This window comes from Butyrivibrio sp. MC2021 (genome assembly GCF_000621605.1).
In the GTDB taxonomy this organism is placed as follows: Bacteria; Bacillota; Clostridia; order Lachnospirales; family Lachnospiraceae; genus Butyrivibrio.
Genome location: NZ_JHXX01000001.1, coordinates 951,739 through 968,160, shown reverse-complemented (window position 1 = coordinate 968,160; position 16,422 = coordinate 951,739). Strand labels below are relative to the sequence as shown.

10 protein-coding genes and 3 tRNA genes are annotated in these 16,422 nt (G+C 44.3%); 9 read left to right on the top strand and 4 right to left on the bottom strand.

Going from position 1 to position 16,422, the window contains the following annotated elements:
• Positions 1 to 102 precede the first annotated feature (102 nt).
• Together T359_RS0104015 and T359_RS0104010 are read left to right on the top strand one after the other, a co-directional pair.
• A tRNA-Leu gene (locus tag T359_RS0104015) sits at positions 103 to 185 on the top strand.
• A 48-nt stretch (positions 186 to 233) separates the two neighbouring features.
• A tRNA-Leu gene (locus T359_RS0104010) sits at positions 234 to 317 on the top strand.
• Positions 318 to 571: 254 nt separating this feature from the next.
• On the opposite strand, the gene T359_RS19245 is transcribed toward T359_RS0104010, so the two are convergent.
• Positions 572 to 1,909: a CapA family protein gene (locus T359_RS19245; RefSeq protein ID WP_051544899.1), complete on the bottom strand. Its 1,338-nt coding sequence runs from the start codon at positions 1,907 to 1,909 to the stop codon at positions 572 to 574.
• 157 nt (positions 1,910 to 2,066) lie between these two features.
• Between T359_RS19245 and carB the strand changes: the two genes are divergently transcribed.
• The 4 genes from carB (at position 2,067) to T359_RS0103985 (ending at position 7,430) form a co-directional block, all read left to right on the top strand.
• Positions 2,067 to 5,309, top strand: a complete 3,243-nt coding sequence (gene carB, locus T359_RS0104000) for a carbamoyl-phosphate synthase large subunit (protein WP_026516355.1) — start codon at positions 2,067 to 2,069, stop codon at positions 5,307 to 5,309.
• Positions 5,302 to 5,961, top strand: a complete 660-nt coding sequence (locus tag T359_RS0103995; RefSeq protein ID WP_026516354.1) for an HAD family hydrolase — start codon at positions 5,302 to 5,304, stop codon at positions 5,959 to 5,961. Before carB ends, T359_RS0103995 begins: the two co-directional genes overlap by 8 nt.
• Before the next feature lie 92 nt (positions 5,962 to 6,053).
• Positions 6,054 to 6,137, top strand: a tRNA-Leu gene (locus T359_RS0103990).
• A gap of 399 nt (positions 6,138 to 6,536) precedes the next feature.
• Positions 6,537 to 7,430 carry a DUF362 domain-containing protein gene (locus tag T359_RS0103985; RefSeq protein ID WP_026516353.1) on the top strand — a complete coding sequence of 298 codons (894 nt, stop codon included), beginning with the start codon at positions 6,537 to 6,539 and terminating at the stop codon, positions 7,428 to 7,430.
• Here the strand turns inward: T359_RS0103985 and T359_RS0103980 are convergent.
• The 3 genes from T359_RS0103980 to T359_RS19240 are packed head-to-tail and all read right to left on the bottom strand — an operon-like array spanning position 7,427 to position 9,775.
• On the bottom strand, positions 7,427 to 8,230 hold the full coding sequence (locus T359_RS0103980; RefSeq protein ID WP_026516352.1) for an ABC transporter permease: 804 nt from the start codon (positions 8,228 to 8,230) through the stop codon (positions 7,427 to 7,429). The two genes, T359_RS0103985 and T359_RS0103980, sit on opposite strands and share 4 nt — an antisense overlap.
• Positions 8,231 to 8,232: 2 nt before the next feature.
• A complete protein-coding gene (locus T359_RS0103975; RefSeq protein WP_026516351.1) occupies positions 8,233 to 9,024 on the bottom strand; it encodes an ABC transporter permease in 792 nt (263 codons plus the stop codon).
• Positions 9,008 to 9,775, bottom strand: a complete 768-nt coding sequence (locus tag T359_RS19240; RefSeq protein ID WP_051544897.1) for an ABC transporter ATP-binding protein — start codon at positions 9,773 to 9,775, stop codon at positions 9,008 to 9,010. The genes T359_RS0103975 and T359_RS19240 overlap by 17 nt, the downstream gene beginning before the upstream one ends.
• A gap of 150 nt (positions 9,776 to 9,925) precedes the next feature.
• On the opposite strand from T359_RS19240, the gene T359_RS0103965 reads away from it, so the two are divergent.
• The 3 genes from T359_RS0103965 to T359_RS19235 all read left to right on the top strand — a co-directional run bounded on the left by T359_RS0103965 (position 9,926) and on the right by T359_RS19235 (position 16,365).
• Positions 9,926 to 10,798, top strand: a complete 873-nt coding sequence (locus T359_RS0103965; RefSeq protein ID WP_026516350.1) for a LysR family transcriptional regulator — start codon at positions 9,926 to 9,928, stop codon at positions 10,796 to 10,798.
• A gap of 62 nt (positions 10,799 to 10,860) precedes the next feature.
• Complete coding sequence (locus T359_RS0103960; RefSeq protein WP_026516349.1) at positions 10,861 to 11,280, top strand: hypothetical protein; 420 nt, start codon at positions 10,861 to 10,863, stop codon at positions 11,278 to 11,280.
• Between the two features lie 27 nt (positions 11,281 to 11,307).
• Complete coding sequence (locus T359_RS19235) at positions 11,308 to 16,365, top strand: DUF4132 domain-containing protein (protein WP_051544896.1); 5,058 nt, start codon at positions 11,308 to 11,310, stop codon at positions 16,363 to 16,365.
• Positions 16,366 to 16,422 lie beyond the last annotated feature (57 nt).

Below are 16,422 nucleotides of genomic sequence, written 5' to 3'. Positions count from 1 at the left end.
CTATAATGCGTGAATGAAATAATTAAATATAAGTTAAATGCATTATTTTTGAAAAAGCTATTGACATAGAGCCAAAAAATCGGTATTATACAATAGTTGCTTGCAGGAGTGGCGGAATGGCAGACGCGCATGGTTCAGGTCCATGTGTTGGCAACAACATGAGGGTTCAAGTCCCTTCTCCTGCACTAGGTTTTTCCTGGTGCAATGGATGAGGTTTTTGATAAATTTCATATGCGGAAGTGTCGGAATTGGCAGACGAGCAAGACTAAGGATCTTGTGATGCTTACATCGTGAGGGTTCAAGTCCCTTCTTCCGCACGAATAAAAAAAGGAATCAGTTCGCGGAACTGGTTCCTTTTTTATTCCTGTGGAAGAGGTACTCTCACCCAGCAGCTACGCTGCAAGGGTTCTGGGATTCACACTAGACTCGAAAGAACCTCGTCAAGTGTTCACCCATGGCTCGCACTAAGCTCGAAAGGACCTCACTAAGTGCTCTGCACAAAGTTCCTTCATTGGCACGAATGAAAAAAGGAATCAGTTCTATGAACGGGTTCCTTTTTATTAGTCTCATATTATTTCCAGTCCATCCCCCATACTTCGTGGCAGATATCCACGCATTGCTGTCTGGAGAAAGAGTTGTCCTGAATATCTATTGCATTGGTGGCTGCCTGCTCTTCGGTGTAGCTTGTGAGGCGGTAGACGCTTACTCCATTGTGCTGTCTGGAGAGATGGGCCACCAGGGCCTCTACGCTGTGATCTGAGATAACAGCTTCGCCTTCGGGCTCTTTTTCTATGGTGACATTGGCCATGCCTCCCACCATTCGCTTGGTGATGCCGGGGCCCGAGGAGGAGGTCCAGCTGACGAAATTACCGAGAGAGTAGTACACCAGCATATCGCCGCCTCCGTGGTTGTTGCTGTGACCGGGAGCTTCATCCTCCATAAATTCCACAGGCTCTATGACATGGGGATGAGCTCCGATGACAAGGTCAGCTCCACCTTCCCTGAAGATGGCAGCCCATTTTTGCTGCATATTGTCTGTTCCAAGATTGTATTCTGTTCCCCAGTGGGGGCATACAATGGTGAAATCGGCGTTTTCCTCAGCGTAGGCAAGGTCCTGTTTTACCTTTTCTTCTTCAAGAAGATCCACTGCATAGGGCATACCGCCGGGCATTGGGATTCCGTTGGTTCCGTAGGTATAATTCAGAATGGCAATCTTTATGCCGTTTTTCTCGATGATATCGACACGCTCTTTATCTTCCTCGGTTTCGTTTATTCCCAACACTGTTATATCAGGATGATTGTCTCTCCAATAGTTTATGGTGTTCATAAGGCCTGTTTTTCCCTTGTCCAGGGCGTGATTGGTGGCGTGGAGAACAACGTCGAATCCGGCATTAACAAGGGCGTCTCCGATAGGATATGGAGCGTTGAAGCAGGGGTATCCTGAGATGCCAAGCTCCTCGCCTCCGATAATTACTTCCTGATTCACAATGGCGATGTCAGCGGCGATGATCTCGTCCTTCATATTGGCGAAGATGGGATTGAAGTCGTAGTTGCCGTTCTCATCCTTGGAGGCGTTTTCAATGGGCATGTGAAGAAGGATATCTCCTACCATTACTACGGTTACGGTGTCCGGCTCTATGACCTCTTCCGGGACCTCGGGAGTATCGGGTTCCTCTTTTTCCGCCGCAGCTATAAGAGAGCTTTCGGCGGCAGCTTCTTCCGGTTCAGCGTCAGTGCTTGCGGCCTCAGAGGCTAATTCAATTGATGAAATTTCTGATGAGGAATCCGATGCGAGAGTTGCTTCAGCCTCGATGACTGTCATTCTGACAGCCAGGATGCTGGCGGCGCCGATTAGAACAAGCGTTATGGCAGTAAGGACCGCCAAAGTGTTCAAGATGACTTTTTTCATACTTTCACCCCATAAAAACTTGATGTTTTTTAATGCCGACTAAGGTATGTTCCTACCCTTTAGTATAACATTAAATAAAGTAAATTTACTCCTTGCCACAGACCCTTTTGAAAAATATAATGTATAAGAATATGAAAAAGAAATTGGGAGGAATACCATGGCAGCAAGAACTGATATCCACAAAGTATTGATTATCGGCTCAGGGCCAATTGTTATCGGACAGGCCTGCGAGTTTGACTATTCCGGAACTCAGGCCTGTAAGGCCCTTAGAAGTCTCGGATACGAGATTGTACTTGTCAATTCCAATCCGGCCACTATCATGACAGATCCGGAGATGGCGGACAAGACTTATATTGAACCACTTAATGTTGAACGTGTTACTTCTGTTATTGAAAAAGAAAGGCCGGATGCTCTTCTTCCGAATCTTGGAGGACAGTCCGGGCTTAATCTTTGTTCTGAGCTGTATAAAGCAGGTATCCTCGATAAATACAATGTAAAAGTTATCGGTGTTCAGGTTGACGCCATCGAGCGTGGTGAGGACCGTACCGAGTTTAAGAAGACCATGGATATGCTTGGCATTGAAATGGCTCGTTCCAAGGCGTGCTACAGCATAGAGGAGGCTCTTGCTGAGGCAGATGAGCTGGGCTATCCCGTTGTTCTTCGTCCCGCTTACACCATGGGTGGTGCCGGCGGCGGACTTGTTTATAACAAGGAAGAGCTTCAGACTGTATGTGCAAGAGGTCTTCAGGCTTCCATTATTCACCAGGTTCTGGTTGAGGAGTCCATCCTTGGCTGGGAGGAGCTGGAGCTTGAGGTTGTTCGTGACAAGGACAACAACATGATTACAGTCTGCTTTATTGAAAACGTTGATCCTGTAGGTGTTCATACAGGTGATTCCTTCTGTACCGCGCCAATGCTCACAATTGATGAGGAGCTTCAGAGAGAGCTTCAGCGTCAGGCCTACAAGATTGTAGAGCACATCGGCGTTATCGGCGGCACCAATGTTCAGTTTGCTCATGATCCTAAGAGCGGCCGCATTATCGTTATTGAGATCAATCCCCGTACTTCCCGTTCATCAGCCCTTGCCAGCAAGGCAACAGGCTTCCCTATCGCCCTGGTTTCAGCCAAGCTTGCTACAGGACTTACCCTGGCTGAGCTTCCTGATTCCAAGTTCGGAACCCTGGATAAGTATGTTCCAAACGGCGACTATGTAGTAGTTAAGTTCGCCCGCTGGGCCTTTGAGAAGTTCAGAGGCGTTGAGGACAAGCTGGGAACCCAGATGCGTGCCGTAGGCGAAGTTATGAGTATCGGTAAGAACTTCAAGGAGGCCTTCCAGAAGGCTATCAGATCTCTGGAGAAGGACCGCTACGGCCTTGGCTGCATCGAGAAGTTCGAGAAGATGCCAAAAGAAGAGCTTCTTCGCCTTCTCAAGAACGCTTCCTCAGAGCGCTACTTCCTTATGTATGAGGCTATCAAAAAGGGCGTGACCGTGGAGGAATTATTTGACATCACCAAGGTTAAGCACTACTTCCTTAATGAGATAAAAGAGCTGGTTGAGGAAGAGGAAGAGCTCAAGAGCAAGTACGCCGGCAAGGTTCCTTCACAGGATGACCTTATCAAGGCTAAAAAGGACGGCTTCTCCGATAAATATCTGGCTAAGGCCCTCGGCGTAAATGAGGACGATATCAGAGCCGGAAGAGAGGCAGCCGGACTTTTAGAGAACTGGGACGGAGTTCATGTATACGGAACCCAGGGCAGCGCATATTACTACTCAACATATCAGCCTGAGGACAGACTTGAGAATCCTATCAAGTTATCTGAGGGTGAGAATAAGAAGATCATGATCCTGGGCGGCGGTCCCAACCGTATCGGACAGGGTATCGAGTTTGACTACTGCTGCGTACATGCGGCCCTTGCTCTTAAGAAGCTTGGCTTTGAGACCATCATCGTCAACTGTAACCCTGAGACTGTTTCCACAGACTACGACACCTCAGACAAGCTCTATTTCGAGCCCCTTACTCTTGAGGATGTTCTTCAGATCTACAAGAAAGAGAAGCCCCTTGGAGTTATCGCACAGTTCGGCGGACAGACACCTCTTAACCTGGCTGCAAAGCTCAAGGAAGAGGGAGTAAATATCCTTGGAACCACACCGGAAGTTATCGATCTTGCAGAGGACAGAGACCAGTTCAGACTTATGATGGAGAAGCTGGGAATCCCCATGGCTGAGGCCGGAATGGCATCAGATGTAGAAGGAGCCAAGGAGATTGCCGCAAGAATCGGCTATCCTGTAATGGTTCGTCCTTCCTTTGTTCTTGGCGGAAGAGGAATGGAGATCGTTCGTAACGAAGCAAATATGGAAGAGTACATGAGAGCAGCGGTAGGTGTAACTCCCGACCGTCCTATCCTCATCGACAGATTCCTTCACAATGCTCTTGAGTGTGAAGCAGATGCCATCAGCGACGGAAAAGAGGCATTTGTTCCCGCTGTTATGGAGCACATAGAGCTTGCGGGTATCCACTCCGGAGACTCAGCCTGCATCATTCCTTCCAAGCACATCTCCGAGAAGCACCTTAAGACCATTGAGGAGTACACCAGAAAGATTGCTGTGGAGATGAACGTTGTAGGACTTATGAACATGCAGTACGCCATCGAGGATGACACTGTTTACGTTCTTGAGGCCAACCCAAGAGCATCCCGTACAGTGCCTCTTGTTTCCAAGGTTTGCGGCATCAAGATGGTTCCTGTGGCAACAGACATCATCACATCACAGCTTACAGGAAGACCTTCACCTGTGCATGACCTTATAGAGGCTAAGAAGGGCACAGAGCCTACTTACTACGGCGTAAAAGAGGCAGTATTCCCCTTCAATATGTTCCCTGAAGTTGACCCTGTTCTGGGACCTGAAATGCGTTCCACAGGAGAGGTTCTTGGTCTTGCCAAGACTCCCGGAGAGGCATTCTACAAGGCACAGGAAGCAACAGGAACAGCTCTGCCTACAGAGGGCGCTGTACTTATCTCACTTAACGATGAGGATAAGCCTGCTGCAGCTGAGCTGGCAAGAAGTTTTGCAAAGGAAGGCTTCAAGATCTATGCAACAGGTAAGACCTATGAGAACATCACCGAGGCAGGCATTGAGGCTGTTAGGATCATGAAGAACTACGAGGGCGGAAGACCTGACGTAGAGGATGTCATCAAGAACGGTGAGGTCAATCTTATCATCAACACACCTATAGGAAGAGATGCAGAGCATGATGACGGCTATTTGAGAAGAGCAGCCATCAAGGCCCGCATTACCTATATCACCACAGTTGCAGCAGCGAAGGCAGCAGCTGAGGGTATTCATGAAGTAAAGGAAAAAGGCTGCGGAAACATCAGATCTCTGCAGGAATATCATGGTTAATATGAAATACAATACAATTATTTTTGATATGGACGGAACTCTTTTGAACACCATAGAGGACCTTACGGATTCTTTGAACTATGTTATGGAAAAGAATGGACTTGAGCTCTTTTCCATAGATCAGGTCAAGCATATGGTGGGCAGCGGTTCGGCGGTCCTTATCGAGAGAGCATTACAGGGAGGAAGAGAGAATCCGGACTTTGACAGGATTCTCTCGGAGTACTCCGTTTACTATGAGAATCACTGCAACATCAAGACAGGGCCCTATCATCACATCCCGGAGCTTCTTAGGGAGCTCAAAAAGAGGGGCTACAAGCTGGCCATAGTTTCCAACAAGCCCATGGCAGCAGTTGAAGAGCTTCGCAAGGCTTACTTCGGAGACTGCGTGGAAGTGGCCATCGGCGTCACAGACAAGCTCAGAAGAAAGCCCTATCCCGACGAATGTATTGCAGCTATGGAAGAGCTTGGCAGTAAAAAAGAGGACTGCATCTACGTGGGCGACTCCGAGATCGATTACCAGACCTCAGTAAATTTTGGCGTTCCCTGCATTTCCTGCCTCTGGGGCTTTAGAACCAAAGAGGAGTTAATAGCTGCCGGAGCTGGGAACAACATATTTGTACAGGATCCATTGGAGATTTTGGACCGGGTATAATAATCGTAAAAAAGTTTATAAATTTTTGTTGACGTTTTGCTAATACTTTGATATTATAATCAAGTCGCCACGAGAGATCGGGACGACGGTTCGCGGAAGTGTCGGAATTGGCAGACGAGCAAGACTAAGGATCTTGTGATGCTTACATCGTGTGGGTTCAAGTCCCATCTTCCGCACGCAGAAAAAGAAAAAGCCTAAGGCATAAAGCCTTGGGCTTTTTTCTTTTTCCACATGGGGAGAGTCCTCTCACCCATGTGGGTACTGGGATTCTCACTAGGCTCGAAAAAACCTCACCAAGTGTTCACCCATGGCTCGCACTAGGCTCGAAAATACCTCGCCAAGTGCTCTGCTCAAAGTCCCATCTAGGCCTCTCACCCATGTGGGTACTGGGATTCTCACTAGGCTCGAAAAAACCTCACCAAGTGTTCACCCATGGCTCGCACTAAGCTCGAAAAGACCTCGCTAAGTGCTCTGCTCAGACGGTTCTTTTATCATCTCAACTGGGGTATAATATGTATATTGAATCAGTGAAACGGAAGAGCTTAAGATATTAACATATGAATATGAGGGCTAATATGGGATCGGTTTCGAAGGTATATTTTACAAGAAACATCACACCGGAGCAGGTGGTAAAAATGTACGACATTCTTGGGAAAAAACTTGAAGGCAAGATTGCGGTGAAGGTACATTCCGGCGAAGAAGGCAATCAGAACTATCTTAAGCCTGGGTTTTGGAAGCCAATGGTTGAGCATGTAGGCGGAACTGTTGTAGAGTGCAACACAGCCTACGATGGTGAGAGAAACAACACTGACAAGCATGTTAAGCTCATGAAAAAGCATGGCTGGAATGAATATTTTGTAGTGGACCTGATGGACGCAGAAGGACCGGACATTGAGCTGCCGATATCCCATGCTGATCATTTGAAGAGTGATCTTGTAGGGAAAAACCTTATGAACTATGATTCAATGCTTGTCCTTTCACATTTTAAGGGACATCCTATGGGCGGATATGGCGGAGCTCTTAAACAGCTCTCAATCGGATGCGCTTCCACGGCGGGAAAGGTCAATATTCATTCTGCAGGAAAATATGTTAAGGCAGAAGAACAGGGCGTGGTATGGGAAGATCTTCCTCCACAGGATGCTTTTCTTGAATCAATGGCAGAAGCTGCATCGGCTGTAGTGGACCACTTCCATGGAAACATGGTATTCATCAATGTTATGAAGAATCTGTCGGTAGATTGTGATTGCTGCGCTATCGCAGAAGATCCTTGCATGGCAGATGTAGGCATTCTTGCATCCACGGACCCCATTGCAATAGACAGAGCATGTATGGATCTGATCTATAAATCTGAGGATCCGGGGAAAGACCATTTCCTTGAAAGAGTACAGACAAGGAATGGCGAGCATACCATTGATGCAGCCGCTGAGATGGGCTTTGGCGTAAAGGAATATGAACTTATAACTATTTAAGCCCCTGCGCTGTTATAATGCCTAAGGCCGTAGTTCCAGAGTAGATAAGCTGCAGTACCTGATATAAGTGCTATGAGGGGTGATAAGTAAGCAAACCCCGGGTGGGGCAGACCTTTTCCCAGAAGGCTTGCCACAGGGTAATAGCCTGTGAAGGCATAGGGGATGATGAAGGTAAGAAGGAATCCGATTCCTTTGCCATAAATATTGATAGGATAGTCCGTATAATTTTTTAACCCATGATTGTTATTGGTGAGGAGAGATGTTATCTCCTCACTTTTTACTGCCCAAAAGCTGACAGCGCCGGTAAAAATTGTGATGGCAGAAAATATCACAAAGGAAGAGAGCATGTTTATCGCATAGAACAAAACAGCATAGGCAGTCCATTCAATGGTTATCGATCTCATACTGTAGAGCCAGAAAAACACTGACAGAACCAGCCTGGGGATAAAGGTATACTGGAACTGCTGCAGCACTATATAAAGCATGGGACCGATGGGCCTTGTAAGATACAGGTCAAATTTGCCGCTGCGGATCAGCTGCCCCATATCCTTCATGGGACTCCAGAAAAAGAAACAGCTAAGGCTGTAGGTCAGCCAGCTGGTGGTAAACATGAAAAGAACTTCATTCCGGCTCCAGCCTGCGATGGTGTCGAAATTATGAAATATGACCATAAATCCTGCGAAGTATACTCCTATCTGGATCGTGTTGGCGATGAGCTCAAATACAAGAGAAAAGTGGTAAGCCAGTTTTCCCTTCATATATATGATCACAAAATGCCTGTACATTTTTAGCAGATACATAGTTACCCTCCCTGCACTATAAGTTTGTTTTTTCCTACTATCCAGACTGCTTCCGAGGTTATAAACAAAACAGCCACCCAGATAAGCTGAACCAGAAGGTTTTCGCAGATACTCGCAAAAGACATCGGAGAAGTAAGAATGGTAACCGGGATAGCATATATTGCCCTGAAGGGTAGAATCAAATTTATCACGGTGAGAAATTCCGGGAACATGGCGGCAGGTATCCAGGCTCCGGATAGCAGCTTGTAAATGGCCGCAAGCAGCATGTTAAGCGGCCAGGTCACGATGAGCCAGAAAGCCATAAGACCAATTATGACGGAGTATAAAAACTGGATCATATAAGCCAGAATTATTGATAAAATGCCATATAACAGCTGCTCCCTGCAGAAAAGTCTGACGGGGTAAAAAATAGAGATCACTATTCCAAGGGGAACGGTATAGATCACGAACCTTGCCACGCTGGTACCGATATGCTTTGCAAAGATCATGAATTTATAATCAAGGGGGCGTATCAGCTGATTGGCCACATCCCCCGATTGAATCTGGCCATTTATCCAGGCTATGACATCACATTCCATAAAGGCGGAGAGCAGGGTGGCAACAATGATATACCTTATGGTTTCATCCTGGCTTAAAGGGATATTTTTGCCGGTATTGGAGGAAAAAAGCCCGGTCCACAGAGCATACTGCATATACAGATAAACAATCTTAGCGAGAAAATTCGCCCATAAAGAGCCTGCGTAGGCAGTATGTTCTTTTATTCCAATCATTGCCAGATCAGCATATTTTCGCATTTCTTTGTTCTCCTGCAAGGTAGATCTTTTTTATGATCTCTTCAAGATCAGTGGTCTTGTAAATGCTCTTTAACTGAGGAAGGGTTCCGTCATAAATAAGAGAGCCCTTGTCGATAATGATCATCTTTTCACATAATGATTCGATGTCGGAAACGTCATGGGTGGTCAGAATGATGGTGGTATGACGGTCTTCATTTATGTTTTTGATAAACTGTCTTATTCGTTCTTTGGATAGCACATCAATTCCAATAGTGGGCTCGTCCAAAAAGAGAATATCAGGGTTATAAATAAGTGATGCCGCCAGATCTGCCTTCATGCGCTGACCAAGGCTTAACAGTCTTGGGGGGTGGTTTATGAACTCATCAAGTCCCAGGATCTGGGAAAAAGCATCCATGTTTTCTTTAAACACATCCTTTGGAACCCGGTACATGTCCCTAAAGAGCTTCAGAGAATCAATGACCGGAATATCCCAGCACAGAACGCTTTTTTGCCCAAAGACCACGCCGGTTTTCAGCATGATCTCTTTCCGGTTCTTTTTGAAATTTAATCCGTCTATGGAAACAGAGCCGTTATCAGGCACAAGAATTCCCGTCATCATTTTTATGGTGGTGGATTTGCCTGCCCCGTTAGGGCCGATGAAGCCCACGATTTCTCCGTCGGGAATGGTAAAAGAGATATTGTCCACAGCGAGCTTCTTTTGCCCGCGCTTTAGTCTGTAGATTTTTGTCAGGTTATTAACCTCTATGCTCATAGCCTGTTTCCTCCTTGCACAAGTGTGACAGTGCAGATTTAACTTGCTTTTGTGTGTTCTTAAATGTACAATAGCATCAAACGATATATCAGTAAAATTGAAATAATAGATTGCAACCATCAAAAATATTGATACATGTAAGAGGGCGCTATGAATAACACACAGCTGGAAACCTTTTTGAAAATTGTTGAGACTGGGAGCTTCACAGCTACCGCAAATATGCTGGGATATGCCCAGTCAACCGTGACGACGCAGATCAAGCTCCTGGAAGATGAGTTTGGATGCCTTCTTTTCGAGAGACTTGGTAAGTCTCTTGTTCTGACTACCGAGGGAGAGAAGCTCATAGCCTACGCAGAGCAGATGCTTCAGCTTCAGAGGCAGATGCTACTGGAGGTATCAGCTGCGGAGATTCCTTCCGGTATTATTAAGATTGGTGTTTCGGAGTCGTTGTGCTACAAACATTTTCCGGAGAACCTGATGGAATACAAGAAAAAATATCCCGGAATGGACATACGGATCCAGCTCATAGATCACGATACCTTCCCCGGACTTTTAAAGAGCGGAGCGCTGGATCTGGTATACACCTTAAACCCGCTTATAGAAAATCCTGAGCTCAAGCAGATCCACAAGAAGAAAGAGTCCCTTGCCTTTTTTGCAAGACCCGATCATCCGATGGCCAAAATGAAGAAGGTAAAAGAGGAGAATCTTGAGAATGTTCCGCTTTTGCTCACATCTCACACCTGCAGCTTCAGACGTATGCTCCTTGATGATTTTGCAAGGCACGGCGTGACTCCGAAGATCGAACTTGAGACCAGCAGCAAGGAAATCCTCAAGACCTTTGCCATGAACGGTCTTGGAATTGCCTTTATGCCCGCAATGACAGCCACAGCGGAGGTTGAGGAAAAAAAGCTTAAAAAGATCAACTGGGCAGGTGAAGATTTCCCGGTTTATTCCCAGGTTTTTGTTCACAAAGACAAGCACCGGAGCCTTGCAATAAACGAACTGGTTGGAATGATCATATAATTGCCTTTACGGCCTGATGTGATACAATCATAGTATTAAAGCGACTTTAGGGAGTACAGTCTATGGAAATTCTAGTAAACATCAAGCAGCTTGGAAAAAGAAAAAGCAAAATCAACCGGCAGGAATTTTACATTGAGAATAAACCCGAAACAGTGGAAGATCTTATCAGGGAATGCGTCAGTACCTGTGTAAAAGACTACAACGATCGTTACGAGAAAAAAGAGAATCCGCAGCCCTTATCTGATCAGCAGATTAATGATATGAGCGAGATCGGCAAGATTGCCTTTGGAATCAATTATGGCGAAAAAGAGGCTGACGAGAAAGAAGCTATAGATACTGCAACTCTTGCCTATGAAGATGGGCTGTACAGAATCTTTATAGGGACTGATGAAGTTGGGGAGCTTAATAGCAAGATCAGTTTGGAAGAAAATGCAGAGGTTACATTTATAAGGCTGGTTATGCTGGCCGGGAGATTGTGGTAAGAAAAGTTAAAGGGGAAGGTTACACAAATGGATTTTTTTAAAAAGTCAGATGACAAAGTTTTCGGATTATCTGAGGAACTCAGGTATTTTGTCCATTCAGCTGAGTATGGCAGAGACAAATCACCTTTATATCAAAAGTTTGTAGATCATATTTCTGAGGGAAAAGCGCCATCTGAATTTATCAGGAAAAATGCGTCAGGTATCTTTGGCGAGTTTATAAATCCAAAGTTTGAAAAGCATGTTTATTATACGCTGGACCACTTGCATGAGTGGATGTATCAGCAAGGACTCGGGAAGAGACCTCTTAGAACCAGAGATCCGCATGTTATAGCTGAGCATTCCATAGCAAAGATTAAAGAGTTTGGTACGGATAACTTTGTGGATTGCGACATATGCGATTATATCAAAAAGGGTCTTCCAGAGGTAGAAAAATATTATAAAAGTTTTGACAGTTATGATTATAGAGGTAGTGTCATTGATATCATGGCTGCAGAGATTGATTTTGGCAACGATGAGCTGATGAGTCTTATCAAGGATTCTATCAATGGTGAAAATGATATTCCCTTCGAGAGAAGCTTTATTTATGCAATTGTAAAAAGTCATAATCGGGATATGTATGAGGAACTGGGCAAGCTTCTTAAGGCTGCAGGCCTTCAGGAGGGACTTCGTCAGGCTATCTGTGAAACTATGGATTCGGGAACTTTGGAGGCGTTTCTTTATCTGTTTAAGGTGATTGTTGACAATAATTTCATCAGATTTTCTTCGGTAAAAAGAGCTATTGCAGTATGGCTTTGTTTCTGGAATTATGACAATTCCAAGATTGACCGCATTAGCAATAAGATGGCTGAATATGTCTATGATTGCCTTTCAGATGAGAAAAAGCGTGATGAATATCTGGCATCAGAAGATTCCATGAAGCTTCACATCGCTTTGTGGTCGCTGGGATTTTATGAGGCTCGTGATCTTATTGATAAGATTCATGATATCTCCGCCCATGGTTCAAAACATCAGATTATGACTGCTGCCTATACTATGGGGATTCTTGGAAACTGGAGATATTATCATATAGCCAGTAAAACTATGGTAGAAGCACATCATGATGATCTTGATATTATGGTGGGCTGCTTTAAACCCTTCTTCTTGTCCCGGTCAGGGATGTGGGGGAAATGGGATGAGGGCAGCATCTTTGAGTATTTTGAGGATGAAGACGAGGCTGTAAAGTTCTATGGATATATGAGGGAACTGTATAACATTATTCCAGGAAAAGAAATAACTTGCGATCCATATATATTTGAATGGAATAAGGACTCACTTGCAAAGAGTGACGTCATTATCAAAATGGCATATATCGCAAAGAAACTTGAGAACGCCACAATGATTGATGAAATCTGCGGAATGCTCAAGGCAGCAGATTCCTACTGCAGATTGTGGATAATAAGGGATGTGCTTACAAATCCGACTACTGCTATACAGATTGATACTATTGTGGCTGCTCTTGGAGATAAGTCAGATTCCATAAGAGCTGAGGCTTATAAAAGAGCTTTTAACAATAAGGAAAAACTTGCTCCAAAGCATTATCTTCAGATGGAGGATATGCTCAGATACAAGGCTGCTGACGCTAGAGAGAATCTTATCGATCTTCTTTCCCGCAGGGATGATGAAGCTGTTCTTGGCACAATAACCAGACTTCTTTCCGACAAAAAAGAGGAAAAGAGATCCGCAGGTTTGGATATGGTAATTACCCTTTCCAAAAAGGAAGATAAAAAGGTCCTCTATGGAAAATGCCTGCAGCTGGCCGTTAACATGAAGAATCCTTCCACAACAGAAAAACTTCTGCTTACAAATATTCTTCCAAAGATGAATGAGGCAGATGACGAAAGTAGCGAGGAAGCTCTTTATTCTGATGAGGATTTCTATGATCCTGAGCAGTTTGGCGATGAACTCCTGGAAAAGCATGTGAAGGTGTTTATGGATTATTTTCCTGATTCAGAGCTTGAAAGCTTTTTGACCAAGGGGAAGCTTGTCGGTGATGGCTCCGATAAAAAGGAGTGCGATACATATTCGCAGGCTTTAAAGGATGTTAAAGCCTTTGACGAGTTTATAAAACTCCATGAAAAAGATGAATATACTGGCAGATTTGGAGAAAAACAGGTTGTTGGAGGTGATGCCTGGAGTTTTTGGCTGTTTGATGAAAATGAAAAGAGAGTCGCTCCTTTATTGGAGCTATGGGAGCAATATTTAGAAGAACATGTGCCGGATGAAAAACGTTTGCTTAGAATGTATATCCTGAGTACAGATTATGATTGGAAACATATTACTAATTTTCATTCAAAAGAAGCCGTGAACAGGGTGTACGGCCAAGGCTTTTCTAATAAGCCGGAATGTGTGTATGCAGAGCATATCAGGTTCATACTTGAATCACTGCTTGATAAGCATGTTGCGAAGGACGATTTCCAGAGTCTTGCCATAGCACTTGCCTGGTTCTTTGTTAAGGGAAATTCTATTGATGAACAGTTTATCAGAAGTATAACTACAGCCAGCCATTACAACAATGGAATATCTGACATAAAAATAAATCGCATTCTTGGCCGCATCAATCGTATGGATGAAGAAGATTTGCAGCTGATCTTTCCACTTTTTACAAGGCTTTACTATATTCACAGAGAGTTTAAACCAAAGATAAGATCTCTTGATGATAAGGCTTCGGGAAATAAGTTCAATAATAGGGGAAACTATCCTAAGTACATGGTTCTTGATCCTAAGGTTGTAATCTACGCCACGTATAAAGGAATTCTTTCAAAAAGACAGATGTACAAAATTCTTTTTGAAGAAGATATAGCAGATACACTCACGTTTCTGTCATCAGCAATTAAGATTATTCGCGAGAAGGACAGGATTGTTTCATCTAAAGTGAGAGATTACTGGAAACAACGTGTCAGCAAGGAACTGGAGCAGCATAATGAAGAGGGCTATCTTGAACTGATAGAGGAGGCATACGAAAAGGTTTTGGAGAAAGTGCTTTCTGTGGAATTAAAGCGCGGAGACTCCTCTACAATGTATTCTAAGGCTATCGGAAAAATTACAAGAGTCTATGGCGTAGAGAATTTTGTGGCTATTCTTTCTGCTCTTGGGAAAATAAAACTTGAAAGATCGATATTCCCGGATACAGAGACTAAAAAAGGAGCTCTTTCAAGACTTCTCATGGTATGTGTTCCAGGCCATGATGATAACGCTGATAAACTTAAAGATCTTCTCAAGGATACAGATATAACCGAAGAGAGACTTGTGGAGGCGGCGCTTTATTCACCGGAGTGGCTTGAAATAGTGGAACAGTTCCTGGGCTGGAATGGCTTCGTTTCTGGATGCTACTACTTCATGGCCCACATGAATGACGAATTTGATGATAAAAAGAAAGCGGTTATTGCAAGATATACACCACTTTCCCAAGAGGAGCTTAATGACGGAGCCTTTGATATTGAGTGGTTTAAAGCGGCTTTCAAAGAACTTGGAGAAAAGCGCTTTGACACTATTTACGATGCTGCCAAGTATATAACTGATGGTGCGAAGCATTCAAGAGCCCGTAAGTATGCAGATGCAGCTTTGGGAAGATATACACCTAAGGAACTTAAGAGCATAGTTGCTGATAAAAGAAATAAGGACTTTTTGATGGCTTATCCTTTGATACCACTTAAAAATGAGGATGACATCTACGAAAGATACCAGTATCTTCAGCAGTTCCTTAAAGAGAGCAAAAGCTTTGGCGCCCAGAGGATAGCTAGCGAAAGCAAAGCGGTCGCTATAGCAATGCAGAACCTTGCAAATAATGCTGGCTTTAGCGATGTTACAAGACTCACGCTCAGAATGGAGACAAAGTTATTAGAGGATTCCAGAGATCTTTTTGAAGATATTGAGATTGAAGGAGCAAAGCTTCGTCTTTTTGTGGATGAGTTTGGAAAGACTGACATTGCAGTTACCAAGGATGGAAAAGCGCTTAAGTCCATTCCTGCCAAGATAAAGAAGGATGACAAGGTTAAGGCTCTCTTGGAAACCAAGAAGAAGTTTACCGAGCAGTATCGCAGAACCAGACTTATGTTTGAACAGGCAATGGAGGATTGCACAACCTTCACTGCAAAAGAGCTCACTCTTTTAGCGGATAATCCAATAGTATTCCCTATCATAAAGACACTTCTTTTTATGGTGGATGAAAGCGGAAAGCTTGGCTTTATCAGGGAAGGAAAGCTATATGACTATGCCGGCAATGAAACTTCTTTAAAGGAAGATGAGCTTCTAAGGGTCGCACATTCCTTTAATATATACAAGGATGGGCACTGGAGCGATTATCAGAAGTATGTCTTTGACAACGGCATAATCCAGCCTTTCAAGCAGATATTCAGAGAGCTGTATGTAAAAACCTCCGAAGAACTTGAGATGACAGATACAAGAAGATATTCAGGCAATCAGATTCAGCCAAAGAAGACGATTGCCTGCCTTAAGGGTCGCCGCTGGGTTCCTGATATCGAGAATGGAATCCAGAAGGTATACTACAAAGAAAATATAGTGGCTACCATTTATGCAATGGCAGATTGGTTCTCCCCTGCGGATATAGAAGCGCCAACTCTTGAATGGGTTTCATTTATGGACAGAAAGACCTGGGAGCCCATTAAGATAAAGGATATTCCCGATATTATTTTTTCCGAAGTAATGAGGGATGTGGATCTGGCAGTCAGTGTGGCACATGCAGGCGGTGTAGATCCTGAGACCAGCCATTCTACAATAGAGATGAGAGCGGCACTTGCAGAGTTTACACTTCCGCTGTTTAAGCTTACGAATGTCACCATTGAAAAAAATCATGCTCACATCAATGGAAAATACGGAAACTATTCGGTGCATCTGGGAAGCGGAGTTGTGCATAAAATGGGTGGCACCATGATAAACATTCTGCCGGTGCATTCCCAGCATAGGGGCAAAATGTTCCTTCCTTTTGCCGATGAGGATCCAAAGACTGCAGAGATAATAACCAAAATCCTGTTTTTGGCGGAAGATGGCAAAATTAAGGATCCGTCTATACTTGAGCAAATTAGATAAGGCACATTTGCACAGTATTATGGAAAACAGCAGGTCTGAGGTGCTACAATAGCAGGT